This window comes from Thioalkalivibrio sp. AKL7 (assembly GCF_000381705.1).
Taxonomy (GTDB): Bacteria; Pseudomonadota; Gammaproteobacteria; order Ectothiorhodospirales; family Ectothiorhodospiraceae; genus Thioalkalivibrio; species Thioalkalivibrio versutus.
Map to the genome: position 1 here is coordinate 181,595 of NZ_KB906950.1, position 14,921 is coordinate 196,515.

A 14,921-nucleotide genomic window follows, 5' to 3' on the forward strand; every position below is an offset into this window, starting at 1 on the left:
GCTGTATGGGCGAGCTGCAAAGCGATCAGCCTCCCATTGGGTTAGTTGCGGGATTGTAGTGCCCCCAAGCGATACATGCTCGGCTTGGCTCTCATCGCTGCCCATTGTCGTGACGATGGGCTGAGTCCCTTCTCTGGAGTCACGTTGCCGCCGGTTTTTGTGCGCTGGGCACTGTTTGTGCGAAGGGAGCGATTAGCTCCAGGCGGTGCGGGCGCGGTGGTAGAAGTCGGGGTCTTCGCTGGTGGCGCCCTGCTGGGTGCAGACGGCGGCTGCGAACTGGAGGGCGCGGTCCAGGGTGGTTGCCCAGGGCCAACCGTGTTGCTGGCCGATGATGGCGACACTGGCGAAGGCGTCGCCGGCCCCCACGGCGTCGCGGAAGCCGTCGACCGCGGGGGCCGGGGCCTGCCAGTGCTGGCCATCGGTGGTGTGGATGGCTGCGCCGTCGGCGCCGTGGGTGATGATCAGGGCGGAGCGGATCGCGGCGCGTTCCAGGAGCGCCGCCGAGCGCTCCGGTGCGGCGACGTCGGGGGCCAGCGTGGCCGCCTCGTCGGTGTTCAGCTTGACCACGTCGGCCCCGCGCATCAGCGCGAGGACGTCGTCAGGCTGGTACCACGGTGCGCGCAGGTTCACGTCGACGAAACGATGTTGTGCACGGGCCTGTAACCGTTCCAGTAGCTCGCGGTTGTCCGCGCGCAGGGCGAGCGTGCCGTGATAGAGGAGGCCCGCCGTGTCCGGCAGTTGGTCCGCCCATTCCGCCGGAACGGTGTCATAGGCCTGGTCAGGGACGATGGTGTAGCTCGGTTCGCCGTCTTCCAGGGCGATGCGGACCTGGCCGGTGGGGGCCGCGGGATGTTGGTACAGCCCGCGGGTGTCCATCCCGATGCGGTTCATGCGCTCGCGGATGCTGCGGCCGTCCGCGTCGTCCCCGACTCCGCCCACGAAACAGGCGGCCTCGCCCAGCTGGTGCAGGTTCCAGGCGACGTTGAAGGGCGCGCCGCCGAGGACGCGCGTACCGTCGGGGAAGCAATCGAACAGGACTTCGCCGAAGATCAGGTGGGGTTGAGGCGTGCCGTTCATGGGTTCCCTCGGCAGTGGATCAGTCGCCGGCCCGCTCGATGCGGTCACGGCCTCGCTTTTTCGCTTGTAGCAGCGCGTGGTCGGCGGCATCGAATATCGCCTCCGGGGCGGCGGCGGGGTCGATTCCGGCCAGCCCGGCGGAGATGGTGACCTTCAGACGCGTCTTGCCGGAGCGCACGATCAGACGGTCCACAGCGTCGCGGATGGTATTGGCCTGGCTGTATGCAGCGTCAGGCTCGCGATGGATGATCATCACGAATTCCTCCCCGCCGTAGCGCGCGACGAAATCCGGCTCGCGCACGCCCTCGGCCAGGATCTCGGCGACCGCCCGCAGGACCTTGTCGCCGGCTGTGTGGCCGTACTCGTCGTTGATGGTCTTGAAGTGGTCGATGTCCCAGACCAGCAGCGAGGCCGCGCCCGATTTCTCGAGTTCCGCGGGGAGTTGCTCCAGCCGCTGTTCGAAGGCCATTCGATTGGGCAGGCCGGTGAGGCTGTCGCGACTGGCTTCGGCGCGCGCCTGCTCCAGCCGGTTGCGCAGCGCTTGCACCTGACCCTCCAGGCTGCGGCCCTTGGAGCGCAGGAGGCGGTTCCGCTCCTGCACCACCTGCAGTTCGTCTTCCTGCTCGTTCCGAAACGTGGTGACGCGCTCCACCATGCGGTCGAGACCGCGGGTCACCTCGGTGCGCAGGGTCGCGAGGTCCTCGACGTCGACCACCCGGCCTTTGATGTGCTCGACATCCCCGGAGATCCCCGCGTGCAGTTCGGAGACCGATTCCCGGGCGCGCTGGCCGCGCGCCTCGTCTTCGGACAGGGCGGTATCCACGTCCTCCAGTCGGTGCCAGATCTCGCCGACGACCTCGGTGAGTTCTTCGCGCTCCGTCATTGCCTGCTCGCACTTTTCGTGCATCACCGAGAACAGGCGTGTGAGGGTGCGTTCGATCTCTGCCTTGTCGCGCCGATCGGCGGCTCGGGTGAGGGCCTCCAGCTCGGGGTCGAGGAATTCGAAGCCGAGCAGGCCACGCTGGACGACCGCGAGGATGCCGTCGGCCAGGTCCTCTCGCTGATCGCTGGAGCGCACGGCGTCGGCCAGCTGGCCGCTCAGGCGATCCAGCCAGGCGGTGTCGCCGGGGTCGGATTCGATGGCGCGGGTCAGGTCGCGCACGGCGCCTTCCAGTGCCGGCACCTTCGCGGAGACCACCGCGAGCGATCGCAGGGCGACGCGGCGGATCGCGTCCTGCAGGGCGCGCTCCCGATCCAGCGAGCGCTCGAGCTCGATAATGGTCTTGCGCAGATCGCTATCGGACATCGGGAAATCCCGGATAGTAGGCGCGCCTATTTAAGCGCGGAAATGGGGTGGATGCCAGGGAAACACGGACTAATGTACACACTCGCGCTCGAACCCTACCCGTCTTTCGGCATCGGTTTAGTGCGCTGGATCATGAAGGGCCTGGCGCTGCGGCAGTTCGATCTCGATACCGACCGGCAGGTGGTCGGAGAGCGCCACGTTGTAGACACGCACGTCGCTGACATGCAGGTCGGGGGTCAGCAGGATGTGGTCGAACACCAGGCGCGGGTCCCAGGCGGGATAGGTGGCCGGGCAGGCCATCGGCTCCATCAGGCCGGTCCGCGCGACCAGCTGGCGCAGTTCCTCGCTGTCCTGCTGGCAGTTGAGGTCGCCCATCACGATCGCATGCGGAAAATCCTGGATGTGCTCCGCGACGTAGGCCAGCTGGGATTTCCGCGTGCGCTTGCCCAGGGCCAGGTGCAGCAGGAACAGCACCAGCTCCTCGCCGTCGCCCATGGCGTAGCGGGCCTCGATCGCGCCGCGGCCGGGCAGCGCTCCGGGCAGACGGTGCATCTCCACCCGGTCCGGCTCCAGGCGTGAGAACAGGGCGAGGGAGTGCTTGGCGAACTGCCCCAGATCGCGGTTGATCCGGTTGTAGGTATACGGGAACTGTGCGCGTTCGGAGAGATAGGAGGCCAGATCGACGAAGTTGCTGCGCAGGCTACCCCCGTCCAGTTCCTGCACACCGACGATGTCGAACTCCGAGATAAAGCGCGCCACCCGGTCGAGGTTGTCCATGCGCCCACCGTAGGGGAGCACGTGCTTCCAGCTGTTGGTCAGGTAGTGATGCAACCGGGAGGAGTGGATGCCGACCTGGGCGTTGAAGCTCAATAGCCGCAGGCGTTGGCTGCCCTGCTCGTGGTGATACCCCAGGCGTTCCGGGGTGGAGGCTTCCGGTTGTGTCGCGCCCTCGGGCCCGGTGGGCGCGGTGCGATCATGGCCGGACGCGATCGAGGTCATCGCGGGTCGTCTCCTGCTGGCGGGGAAGTCCGCGTTGTCAGAATGGACAAACCAGTTCGCCCAAACGTTCCGTCAGCTTCATGTTCTCGCTGTAGTCCACTGGGCAGTCGATGATTGTGACCCCGGGTGTTACCAGGGCCTCGCGCAGCGCCATCTCCAGGCTGTCGCCGGGTTCGATGCGCACGCCGTGCGCCCCGAACGACTGCGCCAGCTGCACGAAGTCCGGATTGCCGAATTCGACGAAGGCCTTGCGGCCATATTCGCGCACCTGCTTCCACTCGATCAGGCCGTAGGCGTTGTCGTTCCAGATCAGCACAACGAAGTTGAGGCCCAGGCGAACCGCCGTTTCCAGCTCCTGCACGTTCATCAGGAAGCCGGCATCGCCGGTGACCGCGACCACCTGGCGTTCGGGGTGGAGCTTGGCGGCGGCAATGGCGCCCGGCAGCGCAATCCCCATGCTGGCAAAGCCATTGGAGATCAGACAGGTATTGGGTAGCTCGCAGCGGAACATGCGCGCCATCCAGAGCTTGTGCGCGCCCACATCGGTGATCATGATCGCGTCGAGGTCGGCGGCGGTGCGCAGATCCCAGATCAGCTTCTGCGGCTTGAGCGGCACCTGGGTGTCGTTGCGGTGCTCGTTCATGTCGTCGATCAGGCTCTGGCGTAGCGGGCGCAGGACGGTCTCTTCGCGTGGGCTCACCTGTTCCGCCAGGCGGTGCAGGCAGGTCGTCAGATCGCCCAGTACCTCGGCGGTCACATTGTAGTGACCGTCGATCTCGGCCGGCGCGGAGTCGATATGGATCAGGGTCCGGTCGGCGTCCGGATGCCAGAAGCTGGGCGGGTATTCGACCAGGTCGTAGCCGATGCAGACGATCACATCGGCCTTGTGGAAGCCAAAATTCACGAAGTCCTGGCTTTGCAGACCGACCGAGCCCAGCGCCAGCGGGTGGCGGAACGGCAGTACGCCCTTGGCCATGAAGGTGTTGGCGACCGGAATGTTCAGGGCGCTGGCGAGCATGGCCAGGGCGCCGCTGGCGCCGGAACGGATCACGCCGTTCCCGGCCAGGATCAGCGGGTGCCGGGCCTCGTTCAGCAGGCGCGCGGCCGCCTCCAGGGAGGCTTCGGCCGGTACGGCGGCCGGGCCGGCATGTACCGGCAAGGGTGGATTCGGGCACGGCAGTGAGGCGATGTTCTCTGGCAGCTCGATGAAGCTGGCACCGGGTTTGCCGCCTTCGGCCCACTTGAAGGCCTTGCGGATCACCTCGGGCAGGATCTCGGGTTCCAGCACCTGTGAGCTGTACTTGGTGATCGGCTGGAACAGGCCCTTCAGGTCGAGGACCTGGTGCGATTCCTTGTGCAGCCGATGGGTGCTGGCCTGGCCGGCAATTGCGACCAGGGGGGCGTGATCCATGTTGGCGTCGGCGACGCCGGTGATCAGGTTGGTGGCACCGGGTCCCAGGGTCGCCAGACAGACGCCCGCCTTGCCGGACAGCCGCCCGTGGACGTCGGCCATGAAGGCCGCGCCCTGCTCGTGACGGGTGGTGACGAACTCGATGGGGGAGTCGGCCAGGGCGTCGAGAACGGCCATGTTCTCTTCGCCGGGGAGGCCGAAGATGCGTTCCACGCCCTCCTGTTCGAGGCACTCGACCAGACGCTGGGCGGTGGTCGGATCGCTCATGGCCGAACCCGTCGGAGCGGGCCCGCGTTAGCCGCGGGCACGTTCGATCAGGTAGTCGGCAACCTCCAGCATTTCGTCGTGCCCGCCGGCCATGCTGGCGGAGACGCTGGCCTCGCCATTGATGACCAGGGTGGGCACGCCGCTCACGGCGTAGTCCTGCACCGCCTCGGTGGCCTCGACGATCCGCTGGCGAATCGCGTCGGAGCGCATGGTTTCGCGGAATTCGTCGGCGTCGAGTCCGCGCTGGTTGATGAAGCGCAGGATGGCGCTTTCCGAGCGCAGCTGGCGGCCCTGATCGTGGATCGCGTCGTAGAACGCCTGATGCACCTCGTCGAGCACGCCCAGTTTCTCGGCGGTGTAGTGGACCCGGGCATGCAGCGCCCAGACATCGTTCATCGGTGCCGGCAGGTATTCGAACTGTACGTCGTCGGCCAGGCCGGGCTTCCACGCCTGAACCTTGGGCTCGAATTCGTAGCAGTGCGGACAGCCATACCAGAAGATCTCGACGACCTGGATCTTGCCGTCCTCCAGGCCGGTGTCGAGCGGCGGCTGGATGGCCCGGTAGTGCTGGCCTTCGCGGTATTCGGCCGCGAGGCTGGTACCGGTGGCGAGCAGCAGGCCGGCGCCGCCCAGGGCGCCCATGAATTCACGACGCTTCATTTACAGTTCTCCGTAGGAATGCAGGCCGGACAGGAACATGTTCACACCCAGGAACGCGAAGGTGGTGATGAACAGGCCCACGATCGCCCACCAGGCCATGGTCGGGCCGCGCCAGCCCTTGGTAAAGCGCATGTGCAGCCAGGCCGCGTAGTTCAGCCAGACGATCAGCGCCCAGGTCTCTTTCGGGTCCCAGGACCAGTAGCCGCCCCAGGCCTCGGCCGCCCACATCGCGCCCAGCACGGTGGCGATGGTGAAGAAGGCAAAGCCGATCGCGATGGACTTGTACATCACGCTGTCCAGGGTGTCCTTGGACGGGATGCGCTGGGTGATCGCGGCGTCCGGCCGCGTACGTTCCAGGCGATCGCGGATCAGGAAGGCGACGCCCAGCATGGCGGCGATGGCAAAGCCGCCGTAGCCCACGAAATTGGTGGGTACGTGGATCTTCATCCACCAGCTGTTCAGCGCCGGCACCAGCGGCTCCACGATGTGCGCATCGCGGGTGAACATGTACCACAGCAGGAAGGTGACCGCGGCCGCGATGATGAGCATCACGAAGGCGCCCATGTTGCGCGAGCCGGTGCGCTGCTCGTAGTACAGGTACATCAGCGCAGTCAGGGCCGCAAACAGGATGAACACCTCGTAGAGGTTGGCCACCGGGATGTAACCCCAGGTCGGGTCGGTCAGGTAGATCTCGCGCCAGCGCACCAGCAGTGCCATGGTCCCGGCACCCGCGCCGACCCAGGCGAAGGCGGCCCCCACGCGGGCGGGGAAATCGGAATTGGAGAACAGGCCCATCAGGTAGGCGACAGTGGAGAGATAGAGGAACACGCTCATCCACATGACGCCGGCCTGACCGGAACCGATGTAGTTCAGCCAGAAATTGGTCTCGTTGGCGGCCAGGCTATCGCCGTAAAGCCAGATGCCGAACAGCGCGAGCACCCCGACGATGACCGAGAAGGCCTGCCATGGGCGCCAGAACCAGCCCATCCAGGCGCTGGTGCCGACCGCAAGGATCAGGCCGCCGATGTCGTAGCGGTCCATGTTCTCGCCGAAGAGCGTCAGCGAGATCACCGCTACGGCGGCCATCAGTGCAAAGTAGGCCCAGTCGCGCAACTGCAGTTGGCGGAAGAAACCGGGCCGTTCGAAATCCAAGGCCTCGTGGGGTACAGACATGGTGTGCTCCTCCGGTGACGCGCGGGTCAGGCGTTCTTGTTGTGACTGTCGTCGCCAGCCGAGTCCGAACGGACTGGCTTTTGCTCGATGATCCAGCGCTTAAGATGCGCGAAACGTTCCTCGAATTCCACTTGATGGCGGTTACTGGTGCCGGCCATCACCACGTGGGTGCCTTCGCCGTCCTCGCGCCGCCGCGCCATGATCCACAGGCGCTGATAGGACACGTAGAACAGCAGGAAGATCCCGACAATCAGCATGGTGCTGCCGACGTACACCGTGCTCTGGCCCGGGGCGCGGGCGATCTGCAGGCCCGATGCCTCGCGGTGCTCGAAGTCCTTCAGGTGGAAGAAGAACGGCGACTGATACAGGCTGATCGCGTTGATCGCCGAGATCGTGTCCTCCAGGAAGCGCTGTTCCTCTTCCTGGATCGAGACCACACCCTCGTCCTGCAGGACCTCCATGTAAAGCCCCTGGAGGCCGGCGTGAAGGATGCGGACCATCAGGTCGCGTACTTCCTCGATGCGTTCGGCCGGGACGCGGCGTTCGATCTCGTTGTGCACGGCCATGTAGCCGCCCTGGGCGAACAGGCCCATCAGTTCGGCCGCGGTTTGCGCAATCGCCTGGTTCTGCGACCCCTCGACGGTGTCGTCGTCACGGGCGACTTGGCGGGCGATCTCGTTGCGCACCTCCGGGTTGTGCAGCATGGCCAGATAGGTGCGGAAACGTTCCAGCGAGTTGTCGGCATCGGCCGGCAGGAACAGGTAATGGAACTCGTCGGCCGGGCTCTCGCGCACACCGCTCAGGAAATACATGGCCCCTTCCTGCAGGGCCGGGCGCTGGTAGTTGCGGTAGTAGAGGCCATGGCCGGTGCGATCCATCAGGCGGAAGTCGAAGCTCGGGCCCATGTGCCGGTTTTCGCGCACGCCTTCTTCATTCAGGAGCGGGACCACGTTCTCCAGCTGGAAGTTGGTGAACTCGATGGTGCGGGTATCGCCATCCGGGGTCGGGATGTCCATCTCCTGGAACACGCGGCCGGGGACTTCGAGCGCTTGCAGCGCCTCGGCACCCAGCGGGATGGCGTCGATGTCCAGGCGGGTGCCGCCGTCGGCAAAACTGGCCTGGAAGATGGCATAGCCGTTGTAGATCAGCGGATAGTTGACCGAGATCGTATGCCGCAGCGGCTCGTCGCGGTTCGGATCGTGGATGATCAGGTCCGATTCGTAGGAGCTCTCGGCGCCGGTGGAAAAGCGCTCAATGCGGAACTCCTCCAGTTCGATGCGGAACGGCAGCTCCTGGACGAAATAGCCCTCCCGCATCGGCAGGAAGACCACGTTGGCCGAGGCGCCCTCGGGGATCTCCACCGAACCGCGGAAGGACGGGTTCCAGTCCGGGATCCAGGCCGAGCGCGGGACCTCGGAGATCGGCACGCTGCGGGTCTCGATCTCCAGGTTCCCCAGCCATTCGTTGATTTTGAGCAGGGTCGTGCCATCGGCCAGGGCGCCGACACAGATGACGACAATGCCGACGTGGGTCAGCAGGTAGCCCAGGCGGTTCCAGCGCCCGCGCATCGCGGCAATGACGGTCTGGCCATCGCTGTTCTTCTCGCGGGCCTTGAAGCCCTGAGCCTTCAGCACCCGATGGGCGTGCTCGACGAATTCATCCTGCGGCTGGTCGAGTTCGCCGGTGGCGCTCGAGTGAAACGAGCGCAGGGACTTTTCCTTGACCTGCAGGTTGTAGCGGCGCAGATCCTTCAGCAGTCCGGGCGACTGGCGATAGACGCAGAAGGAGGTGGAGATGACCAGGAAGGCCACCACCAGCAGGAACCAGGTGGCGGAGTACACCTGATACAGGCCCATCCCGGCGAAGATCTCGTGCCAGAACGGCCCGAAATCCATCAGGTACTCCGTATAGGGCTCGTTCTGCACCAGTACGGTGCCGATCACGGAGGCGATGGACAGCGCCACCAGCAGGGTGATCGCCAGAGTCATCGAGCCCATGAAATCCACAAGGATGCGGCTGCGCCGCGGCTTGCGGGCGGCTTTCTGGCGAGATGCGGAGGACGGGCCGGCGTCTGCGGCCTGATCGATATTCGACATTCTGAAACCTGCTTTAACCCTGGCGACTATGCGAAGCAACCCGAGGGGGTTCAATTTCCAAGACAAACTGCACGGGCGTTCCGCGAGCACTGGGTGGACCGATGGCGTGCCGAGGAGTTCGGCCGTGCCCCACCATGACGCAAGTGGCTACGAGGGCATTCCCGCAAAACGTGTATTTCTTGCGCCCAACAAAAAGGGGCGGCCGAGGCCGCCCCTTTCCTGGGTCGCTTTGCCGCCCATCCTGCGCGGCACAACTGCGGACCGGATCAGTTACCGGTCTGCAGGCCGGCCATGTACTGGGACACGGCCTCGATGTCGGAATCCGACATGTTGCGCGCGACATTGCGCATCATGCGACCGTTGTCGTTGGCGCGGTCGCCGCTGCGGAAGTAGCGCAGCTGGTCGGCGCTGTACTGCGCGTGCTGGCCGGCGACGGCCGGGAACATCGCTTCCGGGTTGCCGTTGCCGTTGGGGCCGTGGCAGGCGATGCAGGCGGCGACATTCTGCGACGGGATGCCGCCGCGGTAGATCTGTTCGCCGCGCTCGACGACTTCTTCGTCGGCGGTGCCGCTGCTGATGCTCTGCTCGGCAAAGTAGGCGGACAGGTCACGCATGTCCTGCTCGTCCAGGTTGGCAACCTGGCCGGCCATCAGCGAGTTTTCACGGCGGCCGGACTTGTAGTCTTCCAGCTGCTTGGTGGTGTACTTCGGGTGCTGGCCGGCGAGCTTGGGCCATTCCGGGTTGACGCTGTTGCCGTCAGCCTGGTGGCAAGCCGCGCAGGACTGGGAGAGTTCCTGGCCGCGCTGAGGATCGCCCGCCTGGGCCGCCGACAGCGGGAGCAGCAGGGATACGGACAGGGCAGCAAAGAGAGCGGAAAGCTTGTGGTTCATGATGGAGAATCTCCTGCTTGTAAATGCGTGCCGGGTCTCGACCCGTTCCTTGTGCCCCATGGCAGGGCGATCAACATAAGGGGCGCAGTTTATAGCACAATGCTAATTTGTACTCAAAAATAAACCGAGCCCCGCACTCGGCCAAGGACTGTATCCCCCCATGCAACCCCGATTCCGCGAGACCGCCTTCATGCGCGGGGTGGCTCAGCTATCCCAGCTCCCCGAGGATGCCGGCGTCGAGATCGCCTTTGCCGGGCGTTCCAATGCCGGTAAGTCGAGTGCCCTGAATGCCCTGTGCGGGCGCAAGGCACTGGCGCGGGTCGGGCGCACACCGGGACGCACCCAGGAGATCAACCTGTTCAGCCTGCCGCCGGCCGAGCACTGGCGGCTGGTGGACCTGCCGGGTTACGGCTTTGCCAAGGTCTCGGCCGGCAAGCGAGCCGAGTGGGACCAGTTGCTGGGGGCATATCTGCGGACGCGCCAAAACCTGATCGGGCTGGTGCTGATCATGGATATCCGCCGCCCGCTGACGGACCTGGATCGCCAGCTGCTGGAGTGGGTCCCGCTGGAGCGCTGCCGCCTGCACTGTGTGTTGACCAAGGCGGACAAGCTCTCGCGCCAGGAGGCCGATCGGCAGCTGCGCAAGGCCCATGGCGAGCTCGAGGTCATGGGCGTGGAGGCGACGCTGCAGACCTTTTCTTCCCTGAAAAACCAGGGCGTGGACGATTTGCGCGGCCTGCTCGGCGACTGGCTGGTCGACCACGAGTCCGATTGACCCACGGGCATAGGGCCGGGTGTCAGGCGTTGGGTCAGGAGGCTTGGACAAAAAGAAGCCCCGGCCTTGGGGTGGGACCGGGGCTAATTTCGGCCTCTACAGGGGGTGGAGAGGCCTAGTGCCCGCTCAGGGAGAGAAGCGGGCCGCGCTGGGCTAGAGCGCTTATGAAGTGAGAAAGCGTCGTCCGGGCAAAGTTCCGGCCGGATCCGTCTGGATTGCGATTTTTTTCACAGAATCGATTGCCCCGGCCTCACACAGGCGTTCTGCGTGAAAGGGGCGAACCTATTCGCGGCCCTCATGGCCCTCCATTCGGGCCTGCAAGGTAGCCACCAGCTCGCTTGCCGATGTCCCGTGCGGGTGGATCTCCAGGAGTTCGCCTTCGGGCCCGATCAGGTAGGTGGACGAGCTGTGATCCACCACATACCCCATGGCCGAGTCGATCTCGGTGCGCTCGTAGAACACTCCGTAGCGTTCGGTGATGGGACGTAGCTCCTCGTGGGAACCCGTGGCGGCCTGGATGGCCGGGTGGAAGTGGCCGACGTAGGTTTCCAGGCGCTGGGCGTCGTCGCGTTCCGGGTCGACGCTCACCAGTACCGCGGCCACCTTGTCCTTCAGTTCCGGGGGCAGGCGATCCAGCGCGGCGCTGATCCAGCCCAGGCTGGTGGGGCAGGCATCCGGGCAGGCGGTGTAGCCGAAGTAGACCCAGACGTATTGCCCTTCCAGGTCCGCGAGCCGGAACCGGTTGCCCTCGGTGGATACCGGCAGTTCGATCGGCCCGCCGGATACCGCATCCGCCACCGGCAGGCGTTCGTGGTCGGCCCCCTGGGGTACGGGCGGCGGTGCCGGGCGGAGCATCACGAAGACGAGCAGGGCGCCGGCCGCCAGCACGGCCAGCGCCCATAACAGGCTGCTCAGCGGAATGCGCTGCATGTCGATCTCCCTCAGGGCGTGTCGCTGTGGCTGCGGCGGGTGACGAAGCGGAACTGGACCCGGGCCGCATCGGGGTCGCCCGCGGGCATGACGGTGGCGGCCCAGGTCATGGCCTCGGTGGTGCAGATGGGCAGCGTCGTCTCGCCGGTGTAGCGGCCGTCGCCGGTATGTTCCAGTCGCGGGCGCTGGAAGCCCATGTACATCTCCACCCCGGCCAGGTCCAGTTCCAGTGCCTCCGGGTCGCCCAAGTGGGTCCGCGCGGTCGCATCCAGATCCAGGGTCAGGGCCAGGGGTTGCAGCATCGGCACCGGGCGCGGCGCGATCTCGAGGGTGAGCGTGCCGCCTGCCGGATGGGTGGCGGTGCAGGCGGCGACGTTCAGATCGCACTCGCCCGGCTGGAGAATCGTGACGTCGCCCGAACCGCCGGTGTCCAGATGGCGATCAGCCAGCACCCAGGCCGTGGCCAGCAACAGGATCGCGACCAGCCAGGGGGCGACCCGATTGAAGCGCATGGCGGGCGCGTCCGTCATTTAGTGCGCATCGTCCCAGTTGGCGCCGACGCCGATATCCACCACCAGCTCCACGTCGAGATCGGCGGCGCCGCTCATGGCCTGGCGCACGAGGTCGGTCAACGCATCCAGTGCGCCGTCGGCGACTTCGAATACGAGTTCATCGTGTACCTGCATGATCATGCGGGCATCGATTCGCGCCTCTGACAGGTCGTTCGCGACCCGTACCATCGCGCGCTTGATGATGTCGGCGGCCGTGCCCTGCATCGGGGCGTTGATTGCGACGCGCTCGGACTGCTGGCGTCGGGCGCCGTTGCGGCTGTTGATCTCCGGCAGGTACAGCCGGCGGCCGAAGAGCGTCTCGACATAGCCGTTCTCGCGCCCGCTGGCGCGCGCCTTCTCCATATAGTCGTGCACGCCGGGATAGCGATTGAAGTAGCGGTCGATGTATTCGCGCGCCTCGCCCTGCTCGATGCCGAGGTTGCGCGCCAGCCCCCAGGCGGACATGCCGTAGATCAAGCCGAAGTTGATCGCCTTGGCCGCCCGGCGCTGGTCGTTCGAGACCTGGTCCGGCTCTGTGCCAAAGACCTCGGCGGCGGTCGCGCGGTGGATGTCCTGGCCCTCGGCGAAGGCGCGCAGCAGGCCGGCGTCCTGTGACAGGTGGGCCATGATGCGCAGCTCGATCTGCGAGTAGTCGGCCGCCAGCAGCTGGTGGCCCGTCTCGGCGATGAAGGCCTGGCGGATGTGCCGCCCGGCCTCGGTGCGCACGGGGATGTTCTGCAGGTTCGGTTCCGACGACGACAGGCGTCCGGTGGCCGCGCCCGACTGGTGATAGGACGTATGCACCCGCCCGGTCTTGGGGTGGATGCGCCGGGGCAGGGTCTCGGTATAGGTACTGCGCAGCTTGGACAGCCCGCGGTGTTCCAGGATCAGGCGTGGCAGGGCGTAGTCACCCGCCATCTGTTCCAGCACGTCCTCGGCGGTCGAGGGCTGGCCCTTGGGCGTGCGCCGCAGCACCGGCAGCCCCAGGCGTTCGAACAGGATCTCCTGGATCTGCTTGGGCGAGCCGAGGTTGAACTCGCCGCCGGCCTCCTCGAAGGCCTCGCGCTCGATACGCTCCATCTCGGTCAGCAGCGCCTGGCTCTGCGCGCCGAGCTGGTCCGGGTCCACCTTTACGCCCGCGCGTTCGATGTCCGCCAGCACCGGGATCAGCGGCATCTCGATCTCGCGGTAGACGAACGCCGGGCCCTCCGCTTCCTTCAGGCGCGGCTGGAATACGGCGTCCAGTTGCAGGCAGATGTCGGCATCCTCGCCGGCGTAATCGGTGGCGATGCCGATATCCACCTCGGCGAACGGGATCTGCTTCGCGCCCTTGCCCGCCACGTCCTCGTAGTGCGTGGTCTTGTAGTCCAGGTGGCGCTCGGCCAGGGAGTCCAGGTCGTGGCGGTTGGCGCCGGCGTCCAGGCAGAAGGATTCGAGCAGGGTGTCGTCCTGGATCCCGCGCAGGGTGATGCCGTGATTCCCCAGTACGTTGCGGTCGTACTTCAGGTGATGGCCGAGCTTGCCGTAGTCCGTGGACTCCAGCCACGGCTTCAGGCGCTCCAGCGTCGCGTCGAACGGTAGCTGCGGGTCCGCATCCGGCCCGGTATGGGCGAGCGGCAGGTAGTACGCGGTACCCGGCTCGAACGCGAACGACATGCCTACCAGTTCGGCCCGCATCGCATCCAGGCTGGTGGTCTCGGTGTCGAAGGCCACGCGCTCGGCCTTGTCCAGGCGCTCCAGTAGCCCAGCGAAATCAGCCTCTTCGCGAACGGTCTGGTAGTCGCCCTTCGTCTGCGCGGGTCCGGGGTTGTCGGCGGCGGTATCGCCGTTGCCGCCCTCCAGTTCCGCGCGCCAGCGAGTGAAGCCGTAGCGGCGCACCATCTCCAGCAGGCGGTCATGGTCCGGCTCCTGGATCGCGAGGTCGTCGGGGCCGACATCCAGCGGGACATCGCGCTTGACCGTGATCAGCTCGCGCGAGGTCGGCAACCGGTCGGCGGCCGCGCGCAGGTTCTCGCCGATCTTGCCGCCGATGGCGTCGGCCTGCTCGAGGATGGTATCGAGGTCACCGTACTTCGCGATCCACTTGGCCGCAGTCTTCGGGCCGACCTTGTCGACGCCCGGGATGTTGTCGACGCTGTCGCCCATGAGCGCGAGATAGTCGACGATCTGCTCCGGGTCGACGCCGAACTTCTCCTGCACGCCGTCCGGGTCCAGGGTGACGCCGCTCATGGTGTTCACCAGCGTGATGCGGTCATCCACCAGTTGGGCGAGGTCCTTGTCGCCGGTGGAGATCACCACCGCGTGGCCGGCGCGCGCCGCCTGGTCGGCCAGGGTCGCGATCACGTCGTCGGCCTCGACACCCCCGACGCACAGCAGCGGCAGGCCCATCGCCCGGACCAGCTCGTGCAGAGGCTCGATCTGGGCCGCCAGCTCATCCGGCATCGGGGGGCGGGTGGCCTTGTATTCGGGGTAGATGTCATCGCGGAAGGTCTTGCCCTTGGCGTCGAACACCACCGCCATGTGCTCCGGCCCGTAGTCCGCGCGCAGCTTGCGCAGCATGTTGGCCACGCCAATCATCGCGCCGGTCGGGGCGCCATCCGGCGCGGTCAGTGGCGGCAGGGCGTGGAACGCGCGGAACAGGTAGGACGAGCCGTCGACCAGGACGAGGGGCGGTTGCGACATGCAGGCGGAATCCGGACAGGGAACGCGCGCCATTCTACAGGGCTGGCCGTGAGGCGCCCATTCGTGCGGGCCATTTGTATGGATACGTTTGTATGGACGCGGGG

At 66.2% G+C, this 14,921-nt stretch carries 12 protein-coding genes; 1 reads left to right on the plus strand and 11 read right to left on the minus strand.

Annotation, left to right across the window (positions count from 1 at the left end; translation table 11 throughout):
- Positions 1 to 192: 192 nt before the first annotated feature.
- From G315_RS0107880 to G315_RS0107915, 8 genes are all read right to left on the minus strand, one after another.
- Positions 193 to 1,077, minus strand: a complete 885-nt coding sequence (locus G315_RS0107880) for a carbohydrate kinase (RefSeq protein WP_019612259.1) — start codon at positions 1,075 to 1,077, stop codon at positions 193 to 195.
- 19 nt (positions 1,078 to 1,096) lie between these two features.
- Positions 1,097 to 2,383: a GGDEF domain-containing protein gene (locus G315_RS0107885; RefSeq protein WP_019612260.1), complete on the minus strand. Its 1,287-nt coding sequence runs from the start codon at positions 2,381 to 2,383 to the stop codon at positions 1,097 to 1,099.
- Between the two features lie 117 nt (positions 2,384 to 2,500).
- Entirely contained in the window at positions 2,501 to 3,382 is an 882-nt protein-coding gene (locus G315_RS0107890; protein ID WP_018145044.1) for an endonuclease/exonuclease/phosphatase family protein, read from the minus strand.
- Positions 3,383 to 3,419: 37 nt separating this feature from the next.
- Positions 3,420 to 5,060 (minus strand): acetolactate synthase large subunit, encoded by a 1,641-nt coding sequence (locus G315_RS0107895; RefSeq protein WP_018145045.1) that lies wholly within the window; start codon positions 5,058 to 5,060, stop codon positions 3,420 to 3,422.
- A 27-nt stretch (positions 5,061 to 5,087) separates the two neighbouring features.
- Positions 5,088 to 5,720: a thiol:disulfide interchange protein DsbA/DsbL gene (locus G315_RS0107900; protein ID WP_019612261.1), complete on the minus strand. Its 633-nt coding sequence runs from the start codon at positions 5,718 to 5,720 to the stop codon at positions 5,088 to 5,090.
- The gene (gene ccsB / locus G315_RS0107905) at positions 5,721 to 6,893 is read right to left on the minus strand and encodes a c-type cytochrome biogenesis protein CcsB (RefSeq protein ID WP_018145047.1); all 1,173 of its coding nucleotides are present in this window, start codon (positions 6,891 to 6,893) and stop codon (positions 5,721 to 5,723) included.
- 26 nt (positions 6,894 to 6,919) lie between these two features.
- On the minus strand, positions 6,920 to 8,989 hold the full coding sequence (locus G315_RS0107910) for a cytochrome c biogenesis protein ResB (RefSeq protein ID WP_018145048.1): 2,070 nt from the start codon (positions 8,987 to 8,989) through the stop codon (positions 6,920 to 6,922).
- 266 nt (positions 8,990 to 9,255) lie between these two features.
- Positions 9,256 to 9,879, minus strand: coding sequence for a cytochrome c (locus tag G315_RS0107915; RefSeq protein WP_019595158.1), 624 nt, complete (start codon positions 9,877 to 9,879; stop codon positions 9,256 to 9,258).
- A gap of 160 nt (positions 9,880 to 10,039) precedes the next feature.
- Between G315_RS0107915 and yihA the strand changes: the two genes are divergently transcribed.
- Positions 10,040 to 10,654, plus strand: coding sequence for a ribosome biogenesis GTP-binding protein YihA/YsxC (yihA, locus tag G315_RS0107920; RefSeq protein WP_018175968.1), 615 nt, complete (start codon positions 10,040 to 10,042; stop codon positions 10,652 to 10,654).
- 282 nt (positions 10,655 to 10,936) lie between these two features.
- On the opposite strand, the gene G315_RS0107925 is transcribed toward yihA, so the two are convergent.
- The 3 genes from G315_RS0107925 to polA are packed head-to-tail and all read right to left on the minus strand — an operon-like array spanning position 10,937 to position 14,817.
- The gene (locus tag G315_RS0107925) at positions 10,937 to 11,584 is read right to left on the minus strand and encodes an SCO family protein (RefSeq protein WP_019612262.1); all 648 of its coding nucleotides are present in this window, start codon (positions 11,582 to 11,584) and stop codon (positions 10,937 to 10,939) included.
- 11 nt (positions 11,585 to 11,595) lie between these two features.
- Positions 11,596 to 12,114: a hypothetical protein gene (locus tag G315_RS0107930; protein ID WP_019612263.1), complete on the minus strand. Its 519-nt coding sequence runs from the start codon at positions 12,112 to 12,114 to the stop codon at positions 11,596 to 11,598.
- Positions 12,115 to 14,817, minus strand: coding sequence for a DNA polymerase I (gene polA, locus G315_RS0107935; RefSeq protein ID WP_019612264.1), 2,703 nt, complete (start codon positions 14,815 to 14,817; stop codon positions 12,115 to 12,117).
- Between the last annotated feature and the right edge of the window lie 104 nt (positions 14,818 to 14,921).